22 protein-coding genes and 1 tRNA gene are annotated in these 25,771 nt (G+C 72.2%); 7 read left to right on the top strand and 16 right to left on the bottom strand.

Features of this window, described 5'->3' with window-relative positions; all coding sequences use genetic code 11:
* The first annotated feature begins 64 nt into the window (after positions 1-64).
* Both ABZW10_RS09650 and ABZW10_RS09645 read left to right on the top strand, forming a co-directional pair.
* On the top strand, positions 65-1,027 hold the full coding sequence (locus tag ABZW10_RS09650) for an NAD(P)/FAD-dependent oxidoreductase (protein ID WP_355362641.1): 963 nt from the start codon (positions 65-67) through the stop codon (positions 1,025-1,027).
* A gap of 29 nt (positions 1,028-1,056) precedes the next feature.
* Entirely contained in the window at positions 1,057-1,986 is a 930-nt protein-coding gene (locus ABZW10_RS09645; protein ID WP_355362182.1) for a methyltransferase domain-containing protein, read from the top strand.
* A 50-nt stretch (positions 1,987-2,036) separates the two neighbouring features.
* Here ABZW10_RS09645 and ABZW10_RS09640 read toward each other — a convergent pair whose 3' ends face one another.
* From ABZW10_RS09640 to ABZW10_RS09610, 7 genes are all read right to left on the bottom strand, one after another.
* The gene (locus ABZW10_RS09640) at positions 2,037-2,390 is read right to left on the bottom strand and encodes a DUF6087 family protein (RefSeq protein ID WP_355362180.1); all 354 of its coding nucleotides are present in this window, start codon (positions 2,388-2,390) and stop codon (positions 2,037-2,039) included.
* 181 nt (positions 2,391-2,571) lie between these two features.
* Complete coding sequence (gene metG, locus ABZW10_RS09635; protein WP_355362178.1) at positions 2,572-4,302, bottom strand: methionine--tRNA ligase; 1,731 nt, start codon at positions 4,300-4,302, stop codon at positions 2,572-2,574.
* Between the two features lie 253 nt (positions 4,303-4,555).
* Positions 4,556-4,747: a DUF397 domain-containing protein gene (locus ABZW10_RS09630; RefSeq protein WP_355362176.1), complete on the bottom strand. Its 192-nt coding sequence runs from the start codon at positions 4,745-4,747 to the stop codon at positions 4,556-4,558.
* Between the two features lie 31 nt (positions 4,748-4,778).
* The gene (locus ABZW10_RS09625) at positions 4,779-4,970 is read right to left on the bottom strand and encodes a DUF397 domain-containing protein (protein WP_355362174.1); all 192 of its coding nucleotides are present in this window, start codon (positions 4,968-4,970) and stop codon (positions 4,779-4,781) included.
* Positions 4,967-5,830: a helix-turn-helix transcriptional regulator gene (locus tag ABZW10_RS09620; RefSeq protein WP_355362172.1), complete on the bottom strand. Its 864-nt coding sequence runs from the start codon at positions 5,828-5,830 to the stop codon at positions 4,967-4,969. Before ABZW10_RS09620 ends, ABZW10_RS09625 begins: the two co-directional genes overlap by 4 nt.
* Before the next feature lie 529 nt (positions 5,831-6,359).
* Positions 6,360-6,962, bottom strand: a complete 603-nt coding sequence (locus ABZW10_RS09615) for a GNAT family protein (protein WP_355362170.1) — start codon at positions 6,960-6,962, stop codon at positions 6,360-6,362.
* A gap of 127 nt (positions 6,963-7,089) precedes the next feature.
* Positions 7,090-8,373, bottom strand: coding sequence for an adenylosuccinate synthase (locus ABZW10_RS09610; RefSeq protein ID WP_355362168.1), 1,284 nt, complete (start codon positions 8,371-8,373; stop codon positions 7,090-7,092).
* Positions 8,374-8,499: 126 nt separating this feature from the next.
* Between ABZW10_RS09610 and ABZW10_RS09605 the strand changes: the two genes are divergently transcribed.
* From ABZW10_RS09605 to purM, 3 genes are all read left to right on the top strand, one after another.
* Complete coding sequence (locus tag ABZW10_RS09605; RefSeq protein WP_355362166.1) at positions 8,500-9,417, top strand: diacylglycerol kinase; 918 nt, start codon at positions 8,500-8,502, stop codon at positions 9,415-9,417.
* 231 nt (positions 9,418-9,648) lie between these two features.
* On the top strand, positions 9,649-11,232 hold the full coding sequence (purF, locus tag ABZW10_RS09600) for an amidophosphoribosyltransferase (RefSeq protein ID WP_355362164.1): 1,584 nt from the start codon (positions 9,649-9,651) through the stop codon (positions 11,230-11,232).
* Between the two features lie 76 nt (positions 11,233-11,308).
* Positions 11,309-12,397: a phosphoribosylformylglycinamidine cyclo-ligase gene (gene purM / locus ABZW10_RS09595; RefSeq protein WP_355362162.1), complete on the top strand. Its 1,089-nt coding sequence runs from the start codon at positions 11,309-11,311 to the stop codon at positions 12,395-12,397.
* 167 nt (positions 12,398-12,564) lie between these two features.
* Here purM and ABZW10_RS09590 read toward each other — a convergent pair whose 3' ends face one another.
* Positions 12,565-12,822 carry a DUF3073 domain-containing protein gene (locus ABZW10_RS09590; RefSeq protein WP_327679361.1) on the bottom strand — a complete coding sequence of 86 codons (258 nt, stop codon included), beginning with the start codon at positions 12,820-12,822 and terminating at the stop codon, positions 12,565-12,567.
* A 415-nt stretch (positions 12,823-13,237) separates the two neighbouring features.
* On the bottom strand, positions 13,238-14,353 hold the full coding sequence (locus ABZW10_RS09585; protein ID WP_355362639.1) for a Glu/Leu/Phe/Val dehydrogenase dimerization domain-containing protein: 1,116 nt from the start codon (positions 14,351-14,353) through the stop codon (positions 13,238-13,240).
* 290 nt (positions 14,354-14,643) lie between these two features.
* On the opposite strand from ABZW10_RS09585, the gene ABZW10_RS09580 reads away from it, so the two are divergent.
* Together ABZW10_RS09580 and bldC are read left to right on the top strand one after the other, a co-directional pair.
* On the top strand, positions 14,644-15,549 hold the full coding sequence (locus ABZW10_RS09580; RefSeq protein ID WP_355362160.1) for a hypothetical protein: 906 nt from the start codon (positions 14,644-14,646) through the stop codon (positions 15,547-15,549).
* 546 nt (positions 15,550-16,095) lie between these two features.
* Positions 16,096-16,302, top strand: coding sequence for a developmental transcriptional regulator BldC (gene bldC, locus ABZW10_RS09575; protein ID WP_014137253.1), 207 nt, complete (start codon positions 16,096-16,098; stop codon positions 16,300-16,302).
* A gap of 388 nt (positions 16,303-16,690) precedes the next feature.
* Here bldC and ABZW10_RS09570 read toward each other — a convergent pair.
* The 7 genes from ABZW10_RS09570 to ABZW10_RS09540 all read right to left on the bottom strand — a co-directional run bounded on the left by ABZW10_RS09570 (position 16,691) and on the right by ABZW10_RS09540 (position 25,675).
* Positions 16,691-16,764 (bottom strand) — tRNA-Asp (locus ABZW10_RS09570).
* Between the two features lie 129 nt (positions 16,765-16,893).
* Positions 16,894-20,829, bottom strand: coding sequence for an ATP-dependent RNA helicase HrpA (gene hrpA, locus ABZW10_RS09565; RefSeq protein ID WP_355362637.1), 3,936 nt, complete (start codon positions 20,827-20,829; stop codon positions 16,894-16,896).
* Between the two features lie 222 nt (positions 20,830-21,051).
* Positions 21,052-21,657, bottom strand: coding sequence for a hypothetical protein (locus ABZW10_RS09560; protein WP_355362158.1), 606 nt, complete (start codon positions 21,655-21,657; stop codon positions 21,052-21,054).
* Complete coding sequence (locus ABZW10_RS09555) at positions 21,654-22,223, bottom strand: hypothetical protein (RefSeq protein WP_355362156.1); 570 nt, start codon at positions 22,221-22,223, stop codon at positions 21,654-21,656. The genes ABZW10_RS09560 and ABZW10_RS09555 overlap by 4 nt, the downstream gene beginning before the upstream one ends.
* Positions 22,224-22,293: 70 nt before the next feature.
* Complete coding sequence (locus tag ABZW10_RS09550; RefSeq protein WP_355362154.1) at positions 22,294-23,079, bottom strand: alpha/beta hydrolase; 786 nt, start codon at positions 23,077-23,079, stop codon at positions 22,294-22,296.
* Between the two features lie 61 nt (positions 23,080-23,140).
* The gene (locus ABZW10_RS09545) at positions 23,141-24,601 is read right to left on the bottom strand and encodes an MFS transporter (RefSeq protein WP_355362152.1); all 1,461 of its coding nucleotides are present in this window, start codon (positions 24,599-24,601) and stop codon (positions 23,141-23,143) included.
* A gap of 93 nt (positions 24,602-24,694) precedes the next feature.
* A complete protein-coding gene (locus tag ABZW10_RS09540) occupies positions 24,695-25,675 on the bottom strand; it encodes an NADPH:quinone reductase (RefSeq protein ID WP_355362150.1) in 981 nt (326 codons plus the stop codon).
* Positions 25,676-25,771 lie beyond the last annotated feature (96 nt).

Raw genomic sequence — 25,771 nt, 5'->3', positions numbered from 1 at the left:
CGAAAGTTGCCTCCCGCCCGGCGGTCGGCGCAGCCTGGCGGTGGAGGTGATCGCCGTGAGCGAGATGCGGAACGGGACCGTTCCCGAGAGTTCCACCGCCACCGACGGCTATGACGTCGTGGTGGTCGGCGGCGGTGCCGCCGGGCTGAGCGCGGCCCTGGTGCTGGCCCGGGCCTGCCGCCGGGTGGCCGTGGTGGACGCCGGTCAGCCGCGCAACGCCCCGGCCGAGCGGATGGGGGGCTTCCTCTCCCGGGACGGCATGCCCCCGGCCGCGCTGCTGGAGACCGGCCGCGCCGAACTGGCGGGGTACGGGGTCGACCTGCTCGACGCCCGGGTGGACCACGTCGAGCCGGTGCCGGCCGCGGACGCGCCCGCCTTCGACGTCCACCTGGCCGGCGGCCCGGCCCTGCGCACCCGCCGGCTGGTGGTCGCCACCGGTCTGCGCGACGGCCTGCCGGAGCTGCCGGGCCTGGCCGAACGCTGGGGCCGCGACGTGCTGCACTGCCCGTACTGCCACGGATACGAGGTCCGCGACCGCCCGCTCGGCGTGCTGGGCGCCCACCCGGGCGCGGTGCACCAGGCGCTGCTGCTGCGCCAGTGGTCGGCGGACGTGGTGCTGCTCGCGCACACCCTGGAGCTGTCCGCGGACGACCGCGCCCGGCTCGACGTCCGGGGCGTGCGGGTCGTCGAGGGCGAGGTCAAGCGGGTGGTGGTCACCGACGACCGGCTGCGCGGCGTCGAACTGGCGGACGGTACGGCCGTGCCGCGCGAGGCGGTGTTCCTCTTCCCGCGCATGGTGCCCCGGGACGCCCTGCTGTTCGGCCTGGACTGCGAGCGTGACGAGCAGGGCTGGGTGACCACCGACCGCACGGGCCGCACCAGCGTGCCCGGGGTGTGGGCGGTGGGCAACGTCGCCGACCCGCGCGCCCAGGTGGTCACCGCCGCCGGAGCGGGCGCCGCGGCGGCATTCGCGCTCAACCACGACCTGGTGGACGAGGACGTCGAGCGCGCCCTCGTCGCAGCCTGAACCGACCCACCGAGAGGACGGAGTTCCCCATGGCCCCGCACGCCCACACCCCCCAGCACGGCCACGCCCACGGTCACGGCCACGCGCCCGCCCACCAGCACGCCCACCAGCACGGCCAGGAGGCCGAGTTCGACTGGGACGCCCTCGCCGGCCACCTGGAGCGCGAGGCCGAACTCAAGGTCCCGGCGGTCACCGAGGCCGCCCGGTGGCTGGGCGGGCTGCTGGACGGCGCCCCCGTCCACCGGGTGCTCGACGTGGGCAGCGGCCCCGGCGTGGTCGCCGGGCTGCTCGCGGACGCCTTCCCGTCCGCCGAGGTCGTCGCCGTCGACCGGTCGGACGCCCTGCTGGAGCGCGCCCGCACCCGCTCGGCCGGTCGTGTCGGTACCCACCGCGCCGACCTGCCGGAGGAGTTCGGCACGCTCGGCAGGGCCGACCTGGTCTGGTCCGGCAACGCGATCCACCACCTGGGCGACCAGCAGGCCGCGCTGACCGCGCTGGCCGCGATCCTGCGCCCGGGCGGTCTGCTGGCCGTTGCCGAGGGTGGCCTCCCGGCCCGCTACCTCCCGCGCGACCTCGGCCTCGGCCGCCCCGGCCTGCAGGCCCGCCTGGACGCGGCGCACGAGGAGACCTTCGCGGCGATGCGCGGGTCCGTCCCGGACGCGGTCGCGGTGGTCGAGGACTGGCCGGCCCTGCTGGCCGCCGCCGGGCTGATCCCCACCGGCAGCCGGACCTTCCTGGTCGACCACCCGGCCCCGCTGGACACCCCGGCCCGCGAGTTCCTGCACGCCCAGCTCTCGCGCCGCCGCGGTCAGGCGGCCGAGCTGCTGGACGAGGCCGACCTCGCCGCGCTGGACGCCCTGCTGGACCCCGAGGCCCCCACCGGCATCCTCGCCCGCCCCGACGCCTTCTACCTCGCGGCCCTCACCGTGCACACGGCCCGGAAGGTCCGGGTGTTCTGACCCGAGAGGCCGAGGACGCGGCCGGCGGGTGGCTCGCCGGCGGCCGGCCGTCAGTGGTCCGGCTTGCGGTGCCGGCCGGTTCCCCGGCGCAGCAGCGGGACGGGCGCGTCCGCCTGCGGGAAGAGCGCCTGTGGGCCGGACGCCCGTTCGGGGCGGACGATCAGCGGATAGGCCCCGGCGTAGTCCTGTGCCACCGCCAGGGGCTGCCAGGTGTGGCCGTCCCACTCGACCACCAGCCGGGGCACGTCCTGGAAGAGGTGGGCGGCACGCCGGGGCCCGGGGGCGAGGGTGATCGCGTCCCGCGTCCCCGGCGCCCGGCGGCGGCGTGCCCGCTCGGCGTACCAGTCGGCCAACGGCTCGTCGGCCAGGGGTTCTTCGGTGAACGGATCGTCCTCGGCGGCCATCGTCGGCGCCTCCCTCGCGTGTCGGTCGGGGACGGCCAGTCTGGCCGATCCGCCGGGGGCCGGGCGATTCCACGATCGGGTGAAAAACCGATGGACGGCCGCCTCCCCGCGCGGGGAGACGGCCGTCCATCGAACGCGCACCCATTCGAACGCACGCCTACTCGGCCACGCGCCCGCGTGCCTACGCGCCGCCGCCGAAGCGCTCGGTCCAGGAGGCCAGGTCCTCGTCCGTGATCTTCGCGAACAGCACCGGCGGCACCGTGAACGGCGTCCCGGCCGGCACCGCGTCCAGCGCCCGCGCCGCGTCCGCGTCCACCCAGGTGGTGGTGCGCGCCGGGGCGTCGGCGGGCAGCGCGAAGGCCTCGCGCATCGCCTGCGCCGCCGCCGGGATGAACGGCTCGGAGACCACCGCGTACAGGTGGATGAGGTTCATCGCCGTGCGCAGCGTCAGCGCCGCCGCCTCCGGGTCGGTCTTCACCTGCAGCCAGGGCGCCTTCTCGTCCAGGTAGGCGTTGCCCGCGCTCCACAGGGTGCGCAGGCTCTGCGCCGCCTTGCGGAAGTTGAGCGCCTCCAGCTGCGCCTCGTAGTCGGCCAGCAGTTCGGCGATCTGCGCGCCCAGCCGCTGCTCCGCCTCGCCCGCCGGGTTCCCGGCCGGCACGTCGTCGCCGAACCGCTTGCGGCTGAAGGACAGCACCCGGTTGACGAAGTTGCCGAGGGTGTCGGCGAGGTCCTTGTTGACCACCGAGGCGAAGAGGTCCCAGGTGAAGCTGGAGTCGTCCGACTCGGGCGCGTGGGCCATCAGGAAGTAGCGCCAGTAGTCGGCCGGCAGCAGCTCCAGGGCGACGTCGGTGAAGATGCCGCGCTTCTGGCTGGTGGAGAACTTCCCGCCGTAGTACGTCAGCCAGTTGAAGGCCTTGACGTAGTCGACCTTCTTCCAGGGCTTGCGCGAGCCGAGGATCGTGGCCGGGAACATCACCGTGTGGAACGGGACGTTGTCCTTGGCCATGAACTCGGTGTAGCGGACCGTCTCGTCCGCCTCGTACCACCAGGACTTCCAGTCCCGCAGCTCGCCGGCCGGCGCCGCGTCCGACCACTCCTTCGTCGCGCCGATGTACTCGATCGGCGCGTCGAACCAGACGTAGAAGACCTTGCCCGCGGCCGCCAGCTCCGGCCACACGTCGGCCGGGACCGGCACGCCCCACTCCAGGTCACGGGTGATCGCGCGGTCCTGCAGGCCCTCGGTCAGCCACTTGCGGGCGATCGAGGAGGCCAGCACCGGCCACTCGTCGCCGTGCGCGGCGACCCAGTCCTCCACCTGCCCGGTCAGCTTCGACTGGAGCAGGAACAGGTGCGTGGTCTCCCGCACCTCCAGGTCCGCGCTGCCGCTGATCGCCGAGCGCGGCTCCAGCAGGTCGGTCGGGTCGAGCACACGGGTGCAGTTCTCGCACTGGTCGCCGCGGGCCTTGTCGTAGCCGCAGTGCGGGCAGGTGCCGACGATGTACCGGTCCGGCAGGAAGCGGCCGTCCGCGTTGGAGTACACCTGGCGGATCGCCCGCTCCTCGATGAAGCCGTTGGCGTGCAGCTCGCGCGCGATCTCCTGGGTGATCTCCCGGTTCTGCGGCGAGGAGCTGCGGCCGAAGTAGTCGAAGGAGAGCCGGAAGCCGTCGTAGACCGCCTTCTGCTGCCCGTGCGCCCGCGCGCAGAACTCCGCCACCGGCAGCCCTGCCTCCTGCGCGGCCAGCTCGGCCGGTGTCCCGTGCTCGTCGGTCGCGCAGATGTACAGCACCTCGTGCCCGCGCTGGCGCAGGTACCGCGAGTAGACGTCCGCCGGCAGCATGGACCCGACCATGTTGCCCAGGTGCTTGATCCCGTTGATATAGGGGAGGGCGCTGGTGATCAGGTGCCGAGCCATCCTCGGATGCTCCGATTTCTCCCGCACGCACCCCTGTCCCGGAGTGCCGTGACGGGCGCAGGGTCTGGGGCGGCGAGGAGAACCGGGCACAGGCGCCGCCTCCCGGGCTGCCGGCCAGAGCGACGTTCCACTGTGGGCTCCCCAATCCTAGCGAAGCCCACCCCTCCCCCTCGCGCCCATTTCCCCGGGTCCGGTGCGCTGCGCTCCGCCGCCCGCTCGCGCGGAGCGAGGGGGCGGCGGAGCGGGACACGCCCTAACGCTCGACGAAGTGGTCGAACTCGCCGGCCTTCACGCCGAGGACGAAGGCGGCCCACTTGCGGGGGGTGGTGCGGACGACGATGGCGTCGTTCCTGGGGTCGCGGATCTCGACCATGCCGTTGACGGTGCGGATCTCGAGGGCGTCGTCGCCCTCGCCGCCGGGGGCGGCCTTCTGCCAGGTGTCCATGGAGGTGGCTCCTTTGTCGGAGGTGGGTGGGCTACCGGGTGGTGAGGTGGTCGAACTCGCCGCGCTTGACGCCCTCGATCCAGCGGGCGAAGGCCTCGGCGGTGGTGGTGACGGCGGAGTCGGGGGTGTCGGACTCGCGGATCTCGATCTGTCCGCCGGCGGCCCGCACTTCGAGGCACTGGTTGCTGTTGCCGCTCATCGAGGACTTCTGCCAGTCGGTCATCGGGGTGGCCGGCCTTCCAGGTCCGTCATGATGCGCCGGACGAAGTCGCGGGTCTCCTCGGGGGCCAGGGCGAGGGAGTCGGACTCGGTGACGATCGAGCGGTAGGACGCCAGGTCCGCCTCCGAGTCGATGAACTGCGGTCCCTGGGTCAGGTCGATCTGCACCGTGTCGAGCTCGGGGACCGGTCCGTGGGCGAGGAAGAGGTCCTCGCCCGAGCCGGGATAGGTGTCGACGCTGAAGGGGATCGCGCGGACGGTGACCCCGGGGCGCTCGGCGTCGTCCAGGAGGCTGGCGAGCTGTTCGCGCAGGACCGCGGGGCCGCCGAACTGCATCCGCAGCGCGGCCTCGTGTATGAACGCGGTGAACGGCCGGCCGGCGGCCAGGACCTGCTGGCGCTCGGTGCGGAAGGCGGTCCGTACGTCGGCGTCGTGGCGCGGCAGCGGCGGACGCAGCCGGGCGAACATCGCGGCGGCGTACCGGCTGGTCTGGAGCAGGCCCGGGATCGAGGTGGTGTTCAGGACGAGCAGGGACTCGGCGTGGTGCTCCAGCTCGGCGATGTCGAGCATCCCGGCGGGGACGCGACCGCGGAAGTGGTGCCACCAGTGCTTGCCGCGGTCCTGGGTCATCAGCGTCAGGGCCTCGACGAGCGGGGGGTTGGAGCAGCGGCAGGCGGCGGCCCAGGAGCGGAGGCGGTCGGCGCTGATGCCCGACTTCCCGTTCTCCATCTGGGAGATCTTGGGAACGTCCGTGCCCAGGGCCGCCGCCATGGCCTTCGGGGTCATGCCCGCGTGCTCGCGCAACTTGCGCAGTTCCGACCCGAGTCGTTGCTGGCGCACGCTGGGCGACAGGCGTGGGGGCATGCGCGTCTCTCCTCGGTCGGTGCCTTCGGTGCAGTTTGCCGCCCCGTGGACACCGGGTCCACCGTGTCGCTCGATAGGGTGAAGTGCGCCAGACGCAGTAGCAACTGTTGCCCCTGAAACCCTAGCGTCGTCGCCACGGGGCCGGTCTGCGCCGGCAGCCGGGCCCCACCCCTCAACTGGACTGGAGACAGTCGATGTTGCTTCCACCGGGGACCGGGGCCGAGCCCGACGGGTCGCGCCGCGGGTGGCCGCGCGGTGCCGTCGGGCCGGACTCGGCTCGAACTCGTGCGCGAGGGCTTGACCTCGTCGCCGCTTTGGCCGATGACTGGGGTGTGGAACTCATCGGGGTGTGCGGCGAGGCGGTCCGGGCCGTGGCGGCGGTCGATCGCTGATGGCCGTGGTGTTGCTGACGGGCCTGCTGGTGTCGGTGGTCTTCGTCGGGGTGGTCGCGCAGATCATCGCGACCCGTCAGCCACGGGAACGGCGGTCGGGCAAACGGGACTTGGCGCCCCGCAAGGAGAAATAGCGGTCAGCCGGCGGCGAGCCGCCGCTCCAGGCGGGCGCGGGCGGCCGGCCACTCGTCGCGCAGCATCCCGAAGTGGGCGGTGTCCCGCCAGACGCCGTTGGCGCGCCGCTTGTCGCGGCGGTGCACACCCTCGAACCGGGCGCCCAGCCGCTGGATCGCTTGGCGCGAACGGTCGTTGAGCGCGTCGGTCTTCCAGAACACCCGGCCCATGCCCAACTCGTCGAACGCGTGGACGAGCAGCAGCAGCTTCGCCTCGGTGTTGACGGCGGTGCGCCAGACCGACCGGGCGTACCAGGTGCCGCCGATCTCGACGAGCTCGTCCTCGGCGCTGAACGCGTAGTAGCCGGTGATGCCGACGGCCCGGCCGGACGCGAGCTCGATCACGGCGAACTTCACGGCCCTCCCGGCCGCCGCCTCGGCGAGCCGGAAGTCGAGGATCGCGCCGAGCTCCTCCTCCGACGCCGGCGGGGCGAACGGGATCCACCGCCACACCTCCGGGTCCGGGCCGACGGTGTCCCACAGGTCGGACAGGTGGCGGCGCTCCAGCGGCTCCAGACGGACGTGGCGGCCGGTGAGGACGACGGGGACGGGCAGCTTCGCGGTCATGACCCGGAACGGTAGCCAAACAATGCACTAGAGGCAATCAATTTTTGTGCTAGTTCAATGATTCGGGGGCAAAGGAAGAGGCCCTGCGGACCGAGTGGTCCGCAGGGCCTCCCCGGGAGGGCCCGGCCTACAGGAACGAGTTGATCTGGATCGTCTCGTCGCGGCCCGGGCCGACGCCGATGGCCGAGATCGGGGCGCCCGACATCTCCTCCAGCGCCTTCACGTACGCCTGGGCGTTCTTCGGCAGCTCGGCGAAGGTCTTCGCCTTGCTGATGTCCTCGCTCCAGCCCGGCAGCGTCTCGTAGATCGGCTTGGCGTGGTGGAAGTCGGACTGGTTGTACGGCAGCTCCTCGACCCGCTGCCCGTCGATCTCGTACGCCACGCAGACCGGGATCTGCTCCCAGCCGGTGAGCACGTCGAGCTTGGTGAGGAAGAAGTCGGTGAGGCCGTTGACCCGGGTCGCGTAGCGCGCGATCACCGCGTCGAACCAGCCGCAGCGGCGGTCGCGGCCGGTGGTGACACCGCGCTCGCCGCCGATGCGGCGCAGCGCCTCGCCGTCCTCGTCGAGCAGCTCGGTCGGGAACGGGCCGGAGCCGACGCGGGTGGTGTAGGCCTTCAGGATGCCGATGACCCGGTCGATCTTGGTGGGGCCGATGCCGGAGCCGGTGCAGGCGCCGCCCGAGGTCGGGTTGCTGGAGGTGACGAACGGGTACGTACCGTGGTCGACGTCGAGCAGGGTGCCCTGGCCGCCCTCCAGCAGGACGACCTTGCCGGCCTTCAGCGCCTCGTCGAGCACCAGGGTGGTGTCGGCCAGGAACGGCTTGATCTTGTCCGCGTAGCCCAGGTACTCCTCCAGCACCAGGTCGGCGGGGATGGCGCGGCGGTTGTACAGCTTGACCAGCAGCTGGTTCTTGTCGTGCAGCGCCGCCTCGATCTTCTGGCGCAGGATCGACTCGTCGAAGAGGTCCTGGACCCGGATGCCGACGCGGTTGATCTTGTCCGCGTAGGTCGGGCCGATGCCGCGGCCGGTGGTGCCGATCCGGCGCTTGCCGAGGAAGCGCTCGGTGACCTTGTCCAGGGTGCGGTGGTACGGCGTGATCAGGTGGGCGTTGCCCGAGACCAGCAGCTTGGAGGTGTCGATGCCGCGCTCGTTCAGGCCGTTGAGCTCGGAGAGCAGCACGCCCGGGTCGATGACGACGCCGTTGCCGATCACCGGCGTCACATTCGGGCTGAGGATGCCGGAAGGCAGCAGGTGCAGCGCGTACTTCTGGTCGCCGATGACCACCGTGTGACCGGCGTTGTTGCCGCCCTGGTAACGGACGACGTAGTCGACGGAGCCGCCGAGGAGGTCGGTCGCCTTCCCCTTGCCCTCGTCTCCCCACTGAGCGCCAACGAGCACGAGTGCCGGCACAGGCGTACACCCCTTCCGGTTGGGGCATCCTGCGTAGGCCGCAGTCTGCCCCGAGATAGACGAAGCCCCTGGCGCAATAGCGCAAGGGGCTCTTGCACCGAGAGATTACCTGAGGAAGGACCGGTTGTGTCGTCCCTGTCCACGCCCGCAACCGGCGGCCCGGAGCCGCTTCTCCTGCTCCTCGACCCGGCGGCCCGGCAGTCCGACGGCGAGTCGGTGCGGATCGCGAAGGACGTTCTCTCCGGTGGGACGGACGTCAAGGTGGCCTGTCCGGAGACGCCTTCCGAGCTCGACCGGGTGCTTTCGCACCGCGGCCGGCGGCGACCGGTGGTGATCGGTTCCGATCTCGCCCTCCAGCGGGTGCTCCAGGCGCTCTACCGCCAACGTGAGCTGGGGACGGACCCGGTGGGCCTGGTGCCGGTCGGCCAGCCGGAGGAGGTGGCGGCGGCCCGCGGACTGGGCGTTCCGGCGGCCCCGGTGGCGGCGGCGCGGGCGGTGCTGGCGGGGGCGCCGCGGAAGCTGGACCTGTTGGTCGACGACGGTGGCGGGGTGGCGCTCGGCGGGGTGCGGATCTCGGGAAGCGGGTCGCGGCGGCCGGTGGGCCGTCCGAGTGGCTGGCGTTCGCTATGGGCGAAATTGGCTGCGGCCGAGCAGGGGACCGTGCTCACGCCGGATCGGGCCGGGCGGACCGGACGCCCGGGCCGGGGCGAGCCGGGCGCGGGGGAGCAGAGCTCGCGGCTGCGGGTCGAGGCGGACGGCCGGCTGCTCGCCGACGTGCACCGGCCGGTCCGGGTGGTCCAGGTGACCCTGCCGGCCGGCGAGGCGGTCGGCGAGGGCGTGATGGAGATCGTGGTCCGCGCCCCCGGCGCCCTGCTCCGGGCGAAGGCGGCCAGCGTCTCGGTGGCCGGCCGCGGCTTCGGCTACCTGGCGGACGGCCGCCCGGTCGGGCCGGTCCGGGCCCGCACCTGGACGGTCCACCCGGGGTGCTGGGGCCTGCTGCTGCCCGCCGCGCCGGCGCCCCGCGCCGACGGTGCCCCCGGGTGAGCAGGCTCACGTTGGACGAACGGCGGACGAACGCCGGGCGAAGCGCCGGACCCGCCCGGAACGCGCCAACGGGCGCGGGCCGCAAGGCCGGGCGGGTTCGCCGTCCACTCCCGGAGGTGCAAACCCGCCTCCGGTAAGGGGTTTTGTCTACGCGCGTTACTGGCCCACGCCCGGTCAGCTCCGGTCGCCCGGGTGCCGGAGGGCCGGATCGGCTGGCCTAGACTCGAAGGCGTGCCACGTGGTGACGGAAGACTCAACCACGATCTTCTTCCCGGTGAGAAAGGCCCCCAGGACGCTTGCGGCGTCTTCGGTGTCTGGGCTCCCGGCGAGGAGGTCGCCAAGCTCACGTTCTTCGGCCTTTACGCCCTGCAGCACCGCGGTCAGGAATCCGCGGGCATCGCAGTGAGCAACGGCTCCCAGATTCTCGTCTTCAAGGACATGGGACTCGTCTCCCAGGTCTTCGACGAGGCCTCGCTGGGGTCGTTGCACGGGCATATCGCCGTCGGACACGCCCGCTACTCGACCACCGGTTCCTCGGTCTGGGAGAACGCCCAGCCGACCTTCCGGGCGACCGTGCACGGCTCGCTGGCCCTCGGTCACAACGGAAACCTGGTGAACACCGCCGAACTGGCGGCGATGGTCGCCGAACTCCCCGGCGAGGAGCACGTCTCCCGCTCCGGGAGGACGGCCGCGACCAACGACACCGACCTGGTGACGGCGCTGCTCGCCGGCCACCCGGAGCTCTCCATCGAGGAGACCGCCAAGGTCGTCCTGCCCAAGGTCAAGGGCGCCTTCTCGCTCGTCTTCATGGACGAGAACACGCTCTACGCCGCCCGTGACCCGCAGGGCATCCGCCCGCTGGTGCTGGGCCGGCTGGAGCGCGGCTGGGTGGTCGCCTCCGAGACCGCGGCGCTGGACATCTGCGGCGCCTCCTTCATCCGCGAGGTCGAGCCGGGCGAGCTCATCGCCATCGACGAGAACGGCATGCGCACCTCCCGGTTCGCCGAGGCGAAGCCCAAGGGCTGCGTCTTCGAGTACGTCTACCTCGCCCGCCCGGACACCACCATCGCCGGCCGCAACGTCCACCTCTCCCGCGTGGAGATGGGCCGCCGGCTGGCGAAGGAGGCCCCGGTCGAGGCCGACCTGGTGATAGCGACGCCCGAGTCCGGCACCCCGGCCGCGATCGGGTACGCCGAGGCCAGCGGCATCCCCTACGGCTCCGGCCTGGTGAAGAACGCCTACGTGGGCCGCACCTTCATCCAGCCCAGCCAGACCATCCGCCAGCTCGGCATCCGGCTGAAGCTCAACCCGCTGCGCGAGGTCATCCGGGGCAAGCGCCTGGTCGTGGTCGACGACTCGATCGTCCGCGGCAACACCCAGCGCGCCCTGGTGAAGATGCTCCGCGAGGCCGGCGCCGCCGAGGTCCACATCCGGATCTCCTCGCCGCCGGTGAAGTGGCCGTGCTTCTTCGGCATCGACTTCGCCACCCGCGCGGAGCTGATCGCCAACGGCATGACCATCGAGGAGATCGGCCGCACCCTCGGCGCGGACTCGCTCTCCTACATCTCGATCGACGGCATGATCGAGGCCACCAAGCAGCCGAAGGACCGGCTCTGCCGGGCCTGCTTCGACGGTGAGTACCCGATGGAGCTGCCGGACCCGGCGCTGCTCGGCAAGCTCCTGCTGGAGGCCGAGATCAAGGGCGGCCAGCAGACCCCCGCGGTCCGCGGCAAGCCGACCAGCGGCAGCGACCTGGACGGCGTCCAGTCGCTGCTCGGCGGGGCGGGCGCGGCCGACGCGCTGCGCCGCCCGTAACGAGCCCACGGTGGGGTCCCGCGAACCGGGGCCCCACCGCTGTTCCAACCCCCACCACAGACCCGAAAGGGCCGCAGTGACCAGCTCCAACCAGAACGGCGCCACCTACGCCGCCGCCGGTGTCGACATCGAGGCGGGCGACCGCGCCGTCGAGCTCATGAAGCAGTGGGTGAAGAAGGCCAACCGCCCCGAGGTGGTCGGCGGTCTCGGCGGCTTCGCCGGCCTCTTCGACGTCTCCGCGTTCAAGAACTACGAGCGGCCGCTGCTGGCCTCGGCCACCGACGGCGTGGGGACCAAGGTGGCCATCGCGGCCGCCATGGACAAGCACGACACCATCGGCCACGACCTGGTCGGCATGGTCGTCGACGACATCGTGGTGTGCGGCGCCGAGCCGCTGTTCATGACCGACTACATCTGCGTCGGCAAGGTCGTCCCGGAGCGGGTCGCCGCGATCGTCAAGGGCATCGCCGAGGGCTGCGCGCTGGCCGGCTGCGCCCTGGTCGGCGGCGAGACCGCCGAGCACCCGGGCCTGCTCGGCCCGGACGAGTACGACGTCGCGGGCGCCGGCACCGGTGTGGTCGAGGCGGACGCGCTGCTGGGCGCCGAGCGGGTCCGGGCCGGCGACGTGGTGATCGCGATGGCCGCCTCCGGCTTGCACTCCAACGGCTACTCGCTGGTCCGCCACGTGCTGCTGAACCAGGCCGGCTGGAAGTTGGACCGCAAGGTCGAGGAGTTCGGCCGCACCCTCGGCGAGGAGCTGCTGGAGCCGACCCGGATCTACTCGCTGGACTGCCTGGCGCTGATCCGGGCCACCGAGGTGCACGCCTTCTCGCACGTCACCGGCGGCGGCCTGGCGGCCAACCTGGCCCGGGTGATCCCGGACGGCCTGCACGCCCGCCTGGACCGTGGCACCTGGACCCCGCTGCCGGTCTTCCGGACCGTCGCGGAGGTCGGCAAGGTGGCCACCCTGGAGATCGAGAAGACGCTCAACATGGGCGTCGGCATGGTCGCGGTCGTCCCGCCGCACTCGGTGGACACCGTGCTGGCGGTCCTGGAGGACCGCGGCGTGGAGTCCTGGGTGCTGGGCGACATCGTCGACCGCACCGCCGAGCACGAGGACGGCGCGGCCCTCTACAACGCCTACGAGGGCTTCACGGCGGGCTGAGCCCGGCCGGTGCGCGGAAGGCCCCTCCGGCGCTGCCGGAGGGGCCTTCCGCGTCCGCTGCCCGAGTGCCCCGGCGCCCGGGGGCGGGTCCGCGGGTGCGGGAACGCCGAAAACCGGCCCGGTGCACTGGGCACCGAGGCCGGTCTGGTCAGACTCGGACTGGGAGACTACGCGCGACGGCGGGCCTGCGAGGGCCCGGTACCCGACTCGGTGTCGTCGTCCTCGCCGTCATCGGCGTAACGAGCCGCGTACTCCGCGTACGGGTCGTCGTCCTCGTCCTCTTCGATCGGCTCCGGCTCGATCGGGGAGGTGGAGGGCGATACGCCCAGCTCGCTGGAGAGACGATTGGCGTCGAACCCGCCGCTGTTGTACTTCAGCTCGCGGGCGACCTTCGTCTGCTTGGCCTTGGCCCGGCCGCGCCCCATGGGTCGACCCCCTCAACGATGGGGCTCACGGCCCCGAGTCTGACACGTGTTCATGATCAAGAGCGGCCTGCCCGAATGGGGAGAACCGTCCCTTGGAGCATTAACGGTACCTGTTTCTGCCGCTGGACGGTACGTCGTCAGTGTGACGTGGCGCGCACCAGCCGCACCCGCGACCAGGTCGTCCCAGGTCAGGGGAGGTTTTGCGGCTTTCTGCACGCTGTCCGGAGGTGTCTCAGGTCCGTTGTTTCCTCGTCGATTATCCCCCCAAGGGGGACCTTGGATCACCCGATCGGGCGCAGAATCGAGAATCCGGTTCCACATTGTGATGCGCGGGGGACGGACGTGGACGTCCCCCGCGCATCACCGGTCGGGTGCCGGGCGGGCACCGGTCGAGCCGGGCCCGGCCGGACCGGGATCAGCCCCGGCGGGCGCCCGGCAGCAGCACCGAGCGCAGCGCGCTGATCTCGCGCATCCGCTTCTCCGCGAGGCGGTCGGCGGCGACGGCCGGCGGCACGCCGTCGGCGGCGGCCCGGGTGAAGATCTCCAGGGTGGTGTCGAAGATCTTCGTCGCCTTGTTCTTGGCGCGCTCGAAGTTGAAGCCGTCGATCTCGTCGGCGACCTGGATGACGCCGCCGGAGTTCACCAGGTAGTCCGGGGCGTAGAGCAGGCCGCGGTCGGCGAGGTCCTTCTCGACGCCCGGGTGGGCCAGCTGGTTGTTGGCGGCGCCGCAGACGATGGCGGTGCCGGACTCGCCCAGCGCGGCCACCGTGTCGTCGGTGAGGGCGCCACCGAGCGCGCAGGGGGCGTAGACGTCCAGCTTGGCCCGGAGCAGCGCGGCGGTGTCGGCGACGACCTCCACGTCCGGGTGGGCGGCCCGCACGCGGTTGACGGCCGCCTCCGAGACGTCGGTGACGACGACGGTGGCGCCGTCCGCGACCAGGTGGCCGACCAGGTAGTGGCCGACCTTGCCGACGCCGGCCACGCCGACCCGCTTGCCGCGCAGGGTCGGCTGGCCCCAGCGGGCCTGGGCGGAGGCGCGCATGCCCTGGAAGACGCCGAAGGCGGTCAGGATGGACGAGTCGCCGGCGCCGCCGTGCTCGGGCGAGCGGCCGGTGACGAACTCCGTCTCGCGCGCCACGACGTCCATGTCCTGGACGTAGGTGCCCACGTCGCAGGCGGTGATGTAGCGGCCGCGCAGCGACTCGACGAAGCGGCCGTAGGCCCGGAGCATCGCCTCGTTCTTGTCCTTGGCCGGGTCGCCGATGATGACGGCCTTGCCGCCGCCGAGGTCGAGGCCGGCCAGCGCGTTCTTGTAGGACATGCCGCGGGAGAGGTTGAGCGCGTCCTCCAGCGCCGCCTCCTCGGAGGCGTACGGGAAGAAGCGGGTGCCGCCGAGGGCCGGGCCCAGCGCGGTGGAGTGGATGGCGATGATCGCCTTCAGCCCCGAGGAGCGGTCGTGGCACAGGACGACCTGCTCGTGGCCGTCGCCGGTGGCGCCGTCCTGGGAGTTGCCGAAGATCCTGCCGAGCACGCCGGGTACGGGGTGGGTCGGGGCGGCGGTCTGTACGTCGGTCACGGTGGTGACTCCAGTATTCCGAGGCCCGCTTGCTGTGGTGCGGGCGCCTAGGGCGAAGCGTAGTCGCGGGGGCGCCGCCGATCCGCCCCCTTGGCGAAGCTCGTCCCGGTTGTCCGAGGGGTGAGACGGGGAGGCCGTCAGCAGCCCGTTCGTGCCCCGGGGGTGTGTCCGCGAACGGGGCCGCCGGCGGGCACCCGCCGCCGGACACTCCCGGTCGGCGGGGGGTGCGTGCGACGATGCAGGACGTGACCGTCGTCCGTACCTCCGTGCTGCCGCCCTACGCCGCGCACCTGCGGGTCTACGAGCCGCTCGCCGCCTACCCGGAGCCCGACCGGGCGCACTGGCAGGCCTTCGCGGCGGAGCACGGCCCGGACGCGCCGGAGGCGGGCCGCTCGGTGGCCGCGGCGGCGCTGGCGGAGCAGCGCACGGCCCTGGCCGAACTGGTCGGCCGCACCCCCCGGGCGCTGCCGGAGCGGGAGAGCGAGCGGGCCTTCGTCCGGCTGGTGGACGAGGTGCTGTACATCTGCCCGTGGGCGACCAGGCTGCGCAACTGGCAGGCGCTGGAGGAGCTGCGGGCCGGGGCGCCGGTGGCGCTGCTGGACACCGCGCTGCCGCCGGCCACCCGGGCGGAGGCGGAGGCGGACCGGGAGCGCTGGCGGGCGGAGCACCCGGACGCCCGGCCGTGGATCCTCACCAGCCGGTGGGAGGTGCCGGTGCGGTGGTTCCTGCCGTTCGGGGACGAAGATCGATGCTTCGTTCCCTCAGTGGCGGGGGAGAAGGGAGGGGAAGGAGTCCGGGGGGACCGGGCGTCGGCGTTGTTCTACCTGACGCCGATGGCGCAGGCGCGCCGCCGGGTGGCCCGGGCGTACCGGGCGTTGCGCGAGGCGTCGCCGGAAGGGGAGCTGGTGCGGGGGGCGGAGCAGATCGGGCGGTGGCTGGAGGAGTTCCATCCGCGGTCGCTGGTGGAGCTGGACTACGGGGGGCTGGTGCATCTGCTGGGGCCGGACAGGCTGTCGGCGGACCGTTCGGCCGGGGAACTGGAGGACGGGCTGCGGGCGCTGCGGGCGGGGGACTCGGCGGAGGCGCTGCGCGCGTACGAGGCGCTGACGACGCGCTGGCGGCGGGTGCTGGCGCTGCGCCACGCGAACTGAGCGGGACGGGCCCGGGTGCGGCCGGGCCGGGCTGAGGGGGCGTCATCGCTGGCCGGGGCGGGTGTCGGTGGTACTTGTAAGACTGTAAGAGTCTTACGGCCTGACCCATATGACCAAGGTCCCGGTTCGGGTCAATACCTGTCGAACGTGACACTACTCACTGTTGACGCGAACTCACCCCTATGTGCAAAAATGGGACAACCAGCCCAACTTCACGTGAGCGCGCCCACTTTTGGGTGGTTCTGGAGTCGATGCGCGCTTTGCGGGGAAACGGAGGGTCTGGTCCCCTCGTAACCGAATGTCACTATTAGGTGACCGCCCGTTATGGGGTGGTCCATCGCGATCCGTCGGCCTTGAACCCGTGAGGGGTCAATTTTGGCGGTTTGGTCGATAGGGCTGGACGGATGGTGTAGTTGTAGACACCAGGACAAGCCGTTCGTCCTATAACCGACTCGGCCCGTCTATGCCATTTCGGGCATCGCGGGCCAAGGTGCAGAATTTGAAGGATAGAACCGCCCTGGTTCGGTTCTCCCGAGGAGGCCGCTCATGACCGCTCGTACCCCCGATGCCGAGCCCCTGCTGACTCCGGCAGAGGTCGCCACCATGTTCCGTGTGGATCCCAAGACCGTGACCCGCTGGGCTAAGGCCGGCAAGCTCACGTCGATCCGCACACTGGGCGGCCATCGCCGTTACCGTGAGGCGGAGGTGCGCGCCCTGCTGGCCGGTATTCCGGCGCAGCGCACCGAGGCCTGACCGGCCGAACGCTCAAGGCTCTTTCGAAGGGGCTGCTTACCGGACTCCGCCGGGTCCGGTAAGCGGCCCCTTTGTTTGTTCCGGCGCGCCCCGGGTGCAGTTCGTCCACAGCACTCTCGTGCTCGTGCGATCCATCCGGAATGTTGAACTCCGGATAACGATTTGAGGGAGAAGAGGTGGGGGGGATTTACTGTGAATAGCAGTACAATTTTACATATTAAATTAGCCCCTTCTGGGAAGGGTGCCCGAACGGCCGGTTCCCGGGAATGTCGGGTGACGACCATCACACGCATAGTCACTTGTGGTCTAGACCTAGTCCGGGTAAAAGAGCCGGCCCGGCAAACGCGAGAGGCCCGGAACCAAACGGTTCCGGGCCTCTCGACTACGGCGATCCCGACGGGACTTGAACCCGCGACCTCCACCTTGACAGGGTGGCGAGCTAACCAACTGCTCCACGGGACCAGAGTGTTCCTGATCCGTCCGCTCCGCTTGTCCTTGTCGGCCGCGCTGCGAACAAGACAGATCGTAGCCCATGTGGGGCCCCCAGGTCGAACCGGCTCCGAACCGGCTCCCGAGGGCCCCCGGCGCAGCTCAGAGCGTGGCCCTGGCCGCCTCCATCGCCTTGGTGATCCGCTTCTCCGAGACCGGCGACGGCGTGCCCAGCCCCTGGGCGAAGAAGCTGACCCGCAGCTCCTCGATCATCCAGCGGATCGCCCGCACCTCCGGGGAGGGCTCCCGCCCGGCCGGGACGGCCGCCAGCAGCTCCCCGTAGGCCTGCTGGACCTGCTGGACCTTCAGCAGCTGCTGGGCGTCCCGCTGCGGGTGGTTGGGCAGCGCCTCCAGCCGGCGGTCCACCGCCAGCAGGTAGCGCTTGAGGTCCGGCAGCCGCTGCCAGCCGGTCTCGGTGACGAAGCCCGGGTGCACCAGCGAGGCCAGGTGCAGCCGGATGTCGTTCACCGCGTTCAGCAGCACCGGGCTGCTCACCGACTTCAGCCGGGTCGACGCCTTGTGGAAGGCGATCAGTGCGGTGGCCGTCTTCAGCGTGGTGTCCGCCGAGAGGTCGTACAGATCGGCCCGGACCTTGTCGCGCAGCACGCCGAACGCCGCCTCGTCCCAGGCCGGTCCGCCGGCCAGCGTCATCAGCCGGTCGGCGGCGCAGGCCACCACGTCCTCGAAGAGCGCCGGGATCGAGCCGTGCGGGTTGTACGACAGCGCGAGCTTGGCCTGGTTGCCCAGCCGGCCCTGGATCGACTTGGCGGGCGAGGTGGTGGAGAGCATCAGCAGCCGCCGGGTGCCCTCCCACATCGCCTGCTCCTGCGCCTGCGGGGTGTCGAACAGCCGGATGCCGACCGTCTCCCGCTCGTCCACCAGTGCCGGGTAGGCGCGCAGCGAGTGGCCGCGGGAACGCTGCTCGAAGGTGCGCTGCAGCACCGGCAGCCCCTCCGGCCAGCCGGTCAGGCCGGACCGCTCGATGCCCCGGCCGGAGGCGGCCGAGGAGAGCGTCTCCTTCAGCTTCGGGTTGAGCCGCTGCCGCAGCTCCTCCAGGTCCTTGGACTCGGCGAGCTTCTTGCGGCCGTCCACCACCCGGAAGGTCACCTTGAGGTGCTCCGGGACCCGTTCCTCGTCCCAGGCCTCCGGCGGTACGGTGACCGCCGTCAGGCGCTTCAGGGCGTGCTCCAGGGCCGGCAGCAGCGGTTCCTGGCGCTCCTGGTGGTTCCTCAGGTCGCGCAGCGCGGCGCGGGCGAAGTCCGGGGCGGGCACGAAGTTGCGCCGCACCGCCTTGGGCAGCGCCTTGATCCAGGCGGTGACCAGCTCCTCGCGCAGGCCCGGGATCTGCCAGTCGAAGCCCTCCGCGGTGACCTGGTTGAGCACCGGCAGCGGGATGTGCACGGTCACGCCGTCCGCGTCGCTGCCCGGTTCGAACTGGTAGGTCAGCTGGAAGCGGAGCTTGCCCTGCTGCCAGTGGTCCGGGTAGTCGGCCTCGGTGACGCCGTCGGCGGCGTCGTTGATCAGCATCGACTTCTCGAAGTTGAGCAGGTCGGGCTGGTCCCGGCGGGCCTGCTTCCACCAGGAGTCGAAGTGCCGGGTGGAGACGATGTCGTCGGGCAGCCGGCCGTCGTAGAACTCGAACAGGGTCTGGTCGTCGACCAGGATGTCCCGGCGGCGGGCCCGGTTCTCCAGCTCCTCGACCTCGCTGAGCAGCTTGCGGTTCTCGGCGAAGAAGCGGTGGTGGGTCTCCCAGTCGCCCTCGACCAGGGCGTTGCGGATGAACAGCTCGCGACAGAGCTCCGGGTCGATCCGGCCGTAGTTGACCTTCCGCTGCGCGACCACCGGCACCCCGTAGAGGGTGACCTTCTCGTACGCCAGGACGGCCCCGGACTTCTTCTCCCAGTGCGGCTCGCTGTAGTTGCGCTTCACCAGGTGGCCGGCCAGCGGCTCGACCCACTCCGGCTCGATCTTCGCGTTGATCCGGGCCCAGAGCCGGGAGGTCTCCACCAGCTCGGCGGACATCACCCAGCGCGGCGGCTTCTTGAACAGGCCGGAGCCGGGGAAGACCGCGAACCGGGCGCCGCGCGCGCCGCCGTACTCGCGCTTCTCCACGTCGAACAGGCCGATGTGCGAGAGCAGGCCGGCCAGCAGCGACTGGTGGATCCGGTCGGCGTCCGGCTCGGCGTCGTCGTGCGCCTCCTCGATGGTGACGCCGAGCTGCTTGGCGACCGTGCGCAGCTGGGAGTAGATGTCCTGCCACTCCCGTATCCGCAGGTAGTTGAGGAACTCGGCCTTGCACATCCGGCGGAACGCGGAGGAGGACAGCTCGCGCTGCTGCTCCCGCACGTAGCGCCACATCGACAGGAAGGCGAGGAAGTCGGAGGTCTCCGAGGTGAAGCGGCGGTGCCGCTCGTCGGCGGCCTGGCGCTTCTCGGCGGGGCGCTCGCGCGGGTCCTGGATGGAGAGCGCGGCGGCGATCACCATGACGTCGCGCACGCAGCCGTTGCGGTCCGCCTCCAGGACCATCCGGGCCATCCGCGGGTCCACCGGGAGCTGGGACAGCTTGCGGCCGAGCGGGGTGAGCCGCTTGCGGACGTCCTTCTCCTCCGGGTCGAGCGCGCCGAGCTCGTGCAGGAGGCTGATGCCGTCCTTGATGTTGCGGGAGTCCGGCGGGTCCAGGAACGGGAAGGCGGCGATGTCGCCGAGGCCGGCGGCGGTCATCTGGAGGATGACCGAGGCCAGGTTGGTGCGCAGGATCTCGGCGTCGGTGAACTCGGGGCGGGAGAGGAAGTCCTCCTCCGAGTAGAGCCGGATGCAGATGCCGTCCGAGGTACGGCCGCAGCGGCCCTTGCGCTGGTTGGCGCTGGCCTGGCTGATCGCCTCGATCGGCAGCCGCTGGACCTTGGTGCGGTGGCTGTAGCGGGAGATCCGGGCGGTGCCGGGGTCGATCACGTACTTGATGCCGGGGACGGTGAGGCTGGTCTCGGCGACGTTGGTGGCCAGCACGATCCGGCGGGAGTGCGAGCGCTGGAAGACCTTGTGCTGCTCGGCGGAGCTCAGCCGGGCGTAGAGCGGCAGGATCTCGGTGCTCTTGAGCTTGAGCTTGGTGAGCGCGTCGGCGGTGTCCCGGATCTCGCGCTCGCCGGAGAGGAAGACCAGGATGTCGCCCGGGCCCTCGGCCTGGAGCTCCTCGGCGGCGTCGCAGATCGCCTGGATCTGGTCGCGGTCGCGGTCGGCCTCGTCGGCGTCGCCGTCCTCGTCGCCCTCGTCCACGACCGGGCGGTAGCGGACCTCGACCGGGTAGGTGCGGCCGGAGACCTCGACGATCGGGGCGTCCTCGAAGTGCCGGGAGAACCGGTCCGGGTCGATGGTCGCCGAGGTGATGATCACCTTGAGGTCGGGGCGGCGGGGCAGCAGCTGCTTGAGGTAGCCGAGCAGGAAGTCGATGTTGAGGCTGCGCTCATGGGCCTCGTCGATGATCAGGGTGTCGTACTGGCGCAGCTCGCGGTCGGTCTGGATCTCGGCGAGCAGGATGCCGTCGGTCATCAGCTTGACCAGGGTGTCCGGGCCGACCTGGTCGGTGAACCGGACCTTCCAGCCGACCGCCTCGCCGAGCGGGCTGCGCAGTTCCTCGGCGACCCGCTCGGCCACCGTGCGGGCGGCGATCCGGCGGGGCTGGGTGTGGCCGACCAGACCGCGCACGCCACGGCCCAGCTCCAGGCAGATCTTGGGGATCTGGGTGGTCTTGCCGGAGCCGGTCTCGCCCGCGACGATCACCACCTGGTGATCGCGGACGGCTTCGAGGATCTCGTCCTTCTTCTGGCTGACCGGCAGCTCGGCGGGATAGTCGATGGCGGGCACGGCGGCGCGGCGGCGCTCGACCACCAGCTCGGCCCTGGCGACGTCGGCGGCGATCTCGGCGGCGATCTTCGCGCGCGCCTCGGGTTTGCGGACCCGGCGCGCGCCGTCCAGCCGGCGGCCGATCCGCACCTGGTCGCGCAGGGTCAGCTCGGGCAGGCGTGCGGCCAGCTCGCCGATTCCGGGCCCCTCGCCCCGGGCGGACTCGGCGGCGGACTGGACTGCGGGAGAACTCACGGCGGGCATCCCTCTAGGTTCGCAAGGAGATGCGGTCGGGCGCACCTCGGTTTTCGAGCGACTCCAGTGTCACAGGGGACGCCGGTCCGCTGCCAACGGCGGCCCGGGACGCCGTCGGCACCGTCCGGAGCGGGGTGGCCGCGGTGCGTGAGGAGCGGCCCGGGCTCACCTCATCAGGAAGAGGACCAGCATGCCGAGCGGGACGAGGACGAGCGCGATGAGGTAGCCGGCCACCGTGGGCGAGATCCGGTCCCGCAGCTGCCTCCGGGGCCGGACCCGGCCGGACTCCTCGGTGCTCAGCTCCCACCGGGCGAGGATGCGGCGGTACTGCTCCTCGAAGTCCGGGGAGGGGTGGAGGGGGCTGTCCGCCAGCCCGGGGAGCGCGCGGCGCCGGCCGTCGGCGAGGAACATCCGCACCTGGGACGCGGTCCCGCCCTCGGCCTTGGTGGTCCGCACGTCGATCCAGCGGATCTCCTGCCAGGGGTGGGTGCGTCCGCGCCCGAAGCCCCAGCAGACGGTGATGCCCCCGGGCTCGACCGCGCTGAAGCTCCGCCGGGCGAGCGCCAGGCCGAGGCCGATGAAGGCGAGGCTGCCGCCGGCGAGCCACAGGGCGCCGGTGAGGCCGAGGCCGCGGATGGTGGCGGCGGCCTCGACGGCCGGGACGAGGAGCGCCAGGGCCAGGTGTGCGGGGGACGGGCGGTAGCGGTCCCGCCCGCGGAAGACCAGGTCGCCTGCGTCCGGTGCCCCGTGCCCGGACCCGGACGGCGTCACCACTTGTGGATCACGACCACGGGGACGACGGTGCCGATCACGACGATGGCCACCAGGGCGACCAGCTGGGAGGTCGGCAGGTCGAGGAACTTCTTCGGCGGTCGCACCCGGGCGGCCGGCTCGGTGTTGAGGTGCCACCAGTTGCGCACCCGCCACACCTGCTCGTCGAAGTCGGGGGAGGGGTGCGAGTGGTCCTGGACGAGCCCGGTCAGGAAGCGGCTGCGGCCGTTGGCGAAGTGGATCTGGAGCATGCGGCACGGCCCGAACCGGCTCTCCGTCTCGTACACCTCCATCCACCGGATGTCCTGCCAGGGGTAGGTCCGGCCGCGCCGGCGGAAGGCGCCGTGGATGGTGATCCCGGCGGGTCCGACCGTGCTCCACGTGGTGCGGGCCAGCAGGCGGGGGACGGAGAGGACGGCGATGCCGCCGATCATCCAGAGGAGGGTCGTGGTGCCGAGGTCGTACACGACCCGGGCGCCGGCGACGGCCGCGGCCATCCCGAACCAGATGGCGAAATTCCAGGACCAGTGGTACCGGTCCTTCGAGCGGAAGGTCAGTTCGTCCACGGTCTGAACCCTAAGCCCCGGGTGATCATGTGTCATCACCCGGGGCGGGACTTGTCCTTGGGGGCCGTGCTCAGCCCTCCTGGAGGACGAAGTCGCGGACCAGGCGGGACCACTCGGCGCCCTGCTCGTAGACGACGACGTGACCGCTGTCGATCTCCGCGTAGGTGCTGCCGGTGATGGCGTCGGCGAGCTCGCGGGAGAGCCCGACCGGGACGGTGGCGTCCTGGGTGCAGCCGATCACCAGGGTGCGGGCGGTGATCCGGGGCAGCAGCGGGCGGATGTCGGCGCGCAGGTTGAGGTCGATGTGGCGCAGCGCGCCCTCGGTGGGCTGGTTGCCCTTGATGATGCCTTCGAGCGCGGCGTGGTCCAGGGAGTTGAGGTGGTCGCGGCTGAACGCGGTCAGGGTGCCGAACCGGCCGAAGGCGTCGGCGTCGCCGCGGATGGCCTGCCAGGTGGTCATGTGGTTGCGCAGGTAGGCGTCGTCCGGGCGGCTCCAGCCGGAGGTGAGCACCAGGCTGCGCACCAGCTCGGGGCGCAGGGCGGCGAGGGCGGCGGCGACCAGTGAGCCGAGCGAGAAGCCGACCACGTCGGCGGGGCCGTCGCCGGCCGCCTCGATCACGGCGGCGATCTGCTCGGCGAGCAGTTCGGGGGTCAGCTCGCGGCCGTCGTCCTCGGTGTCGCCGCAGCCGGCGAAGTCCGGCAGCAGGACGGTGCGGACGTCGGTGAAGTCACCGGTGAGGTGGCCGAAGGTGCCCGCGGCGCCGAAGCCGGTGCCGTGCACGAAGACCAGGGGCGGGTGGCCGGAGCCCGCCACGGTGTAGGAGACGCGGGCGCTGGGGCTTTCGACGATGGGCATGGCGGAGGTTCTCCTCGGGGAAGCGGAACGGAAGGCGGAACGGGAAGCGGGGCGGGGTGGGTCAGGCCAGGCTCTTCGCGGCGCCGTCGTCGACGGCGTCCGCGGCCGGGCGGGGGGCGCGTTCGAAGCCGAGCGCGACCAGGACCAGGGCGACGATGCCGCCGGTGGCGACCAGGACGGCGGTGCGCAGGCCGTCGGTGGTGGCCGAGCGCAGTGCCTCGCCGGTCAGGCCCTCGGTGCCGGCGTTGGCGATCGCCACCAGGGCGCCGAGGCCGACCGCGCTGCCGACCTGCTGGCCGGTGGAGACGATGCCGGAGGCGATGCCCTGCTCGTAGGGGTGCACCCCGGTCGAGGAGGCGGCGAACATCGTGGTGAAGATGACGCCCTGGCAGACGCTGAGCACCACCAGGCCGGGCAGCAGGGCGACGTAGCTGCCGTCCGGCTCCATGGCCAGCGCCGCCGCGGCGGTGCCGAGCGCGCCGAACAGGTAGGAGGCGATCAGCGTGTTGCGGGCGCCGAAGCGGGTGGCGAGCCGGCCGCCCAGCATCGAGCCGAGGAAGCCGCAGGCCATCGGGATCAGGAAGGCGACGCCGGTGCGCAGTGCGCTGTACTCGTGCACGGTCTGGAAGTAGACGGTCAGGAAGTACAGCAGGGTGCCGAAGCTCGCCATGAACAGGAAGGTGGTGAGCACGCCGGTGGACAGGTTGCGGTTGCGGAAGAGCCGCAGCGGCATCAGCGGGTCGCCGGCCCGGGACTCGATCGCCACGAAGGCGGCGAGCAGGCCGAGGCCGAGCACGGCGGTGGTCAGCACCAGCGGCGAGGTCCAGCCGGAGGCGGGTGCCTGGACCAGGGTGAAGACCACCAGGGTGGCGCCGACGGTGGAGGTCAGCGCGCCGGGCAGGTCGAAGGAGCGCCCGCTCTCGCGCGGGCCGTCGGCGGCGATCAGCCGGGGCGCGAGCAGGGCGGCGCCGCCGGCCAGCGGCACGTTGACGTAGAAGACCGCCTGCCAGCCGAAGGCCTCGGTGAGCACCCCGCCGGCCAGCGAGCCGATGATCATGCCGCTGGCGCCGGCCGCCGCCCAGACCGACAGGGCCCGGTTGCGCTCGCGGCCCTCGGCGAAGCCGGTGACCACCAGGGCGAGGGTGGCGGGGAACAGGAAGGCGCCGCCGAGGCCCTGCAGGGCGCGGGCCGCGACCAGCAGGCCGGGGACGTTGGCCAGGCCGCCGAGCAGCGAGGAGCCGGCGTACAGCAGCAGGCCGAGGACGAACATCCGGCGGCGGCCGAAGAGGTCGGAGGCCCGGCCGCCGAAGAGCAGGAAGCCGCCGAAGGCGACCGCGTAGGCGCTGACCACCCACTGCAGGGTCTGCGCGGAGAAACCGAGGCCGCTGCCGATCTCCGGGAGCGCCACGTAGACGATGTTGTAGTCGATCGAGACGATCAACTGGGCGAACGCCAGCAGGGCCAGCAGGAGGCCCGAGCGGCGCGGCCCGGCGGCCTGCTCGGCGCCGGCGGACGGGGACATGGGGGAGCCTTTCGGAGGCGGTCGGGGGAGCGTCGGCCAGGGGCGTACAGGTGTACGGGCGTGCGGGAGGTGCGGGGGACGCGGGGCGAGCCGTCACGGCCCGGGGGTCAGGACGACCCGTCGGCCGTTCAACTCGCCCTTCTCCAGCCGCTGATGGGTCTCGCCGGCGGCGCTCAGCGGATGGATCTCCAGGGCCCGAGGGCGCAGCCGGCCGGCCGCGAGCAGCCGGTTGACGGCGACCGCGGCCTCGGCGAGCTCGGCGGTGGTGGCGTGCGAGATGACGAACCCGCGGATCGAGCCGTCCTTCATGTAGAGCCGGCCGGCGGGCAGTTCGGGGTGGGAGCGGGCGCCGGCGAGCAGCACGATCCGGCCGCGCGGGGCGAGCAGGTCGACGGCGGTGGCGAGGTCGTTGGTGCCGGAGGTGTCGAGGTGGACGTCGATGCCGCCGGGGCAGGCGGCGCGGAGCAGGCCGGGCAGGTCGGGGGCACGGTAGTCGAGCACCTCGGCGGCACCGAGGGCCCGGCAGTGCCCGGCGTCGGCGGGGTCCGCGGTGGCGACCACCCGCGCCCCGGCCTCGGCGGCCAGCACGATCAGGGCGCCGCCGACGTTGCCGCCCCCGCCGCCGACCAGCACGGTCTCGCCGGTGCGCAGCCCGCCGTGGGTGAACAGGGCGAGGTACGCGGTGGCCGCGGGGTGGACGACGGCGACGGCCTCGGCCGGGTCGGTGTCCGGGGGCAGGTGGTAGAGCCGGTCGGCGGGGACGGCCGCGCGCTCGGCCGCCGCGCCCTGCCGGCCCCCGTGGCCGAGGCTGTTGCTCCAGACCCGGTCACCGGGGGTGAAGCCGGGGGCGCCGGGGCCGGCCCGGACCACCGTGCCCACGAGGTCCCGCCCGATCACGAACGGGAAGGGCAGTGCGGTCGGGAAGAGCCCCGAGCGGACGAAGGTGTCGACCGGGTTGACCGACACGGCGGTCACCTCGACCAGGACATCGGTGGGACCGGGGGCCGGCTCGGGCACCTCGCCGTGACGGATGAGGGTGGCCGGTCCGAGCTGCGGAATGAACGCTGCACGCATGGGGCCGATCCTGCGGGAGATGCGCACGGGCGGCGTCGGATCGCGGCATCGTTCGTCAACTCCCTTGTCTCGGAAGGAAAGCCGGGTGGGGACGGG

This window comes from Kitasatospora sp. NPDC004723, from assembly GCF_040609255.1.
In the GTDB taxonomy this organism is placed as follows: domain Bacteria; phylum Actinomycetota; class Actinomycetes; order Streptomycetales; family Streptomycetaceae; genus Kitasatospora.
The sequence above is the reverse complement of the archived record's forward strand: the minus strand, read 5'-3'. Positions and strand labels throughout refer to the sequence as shown.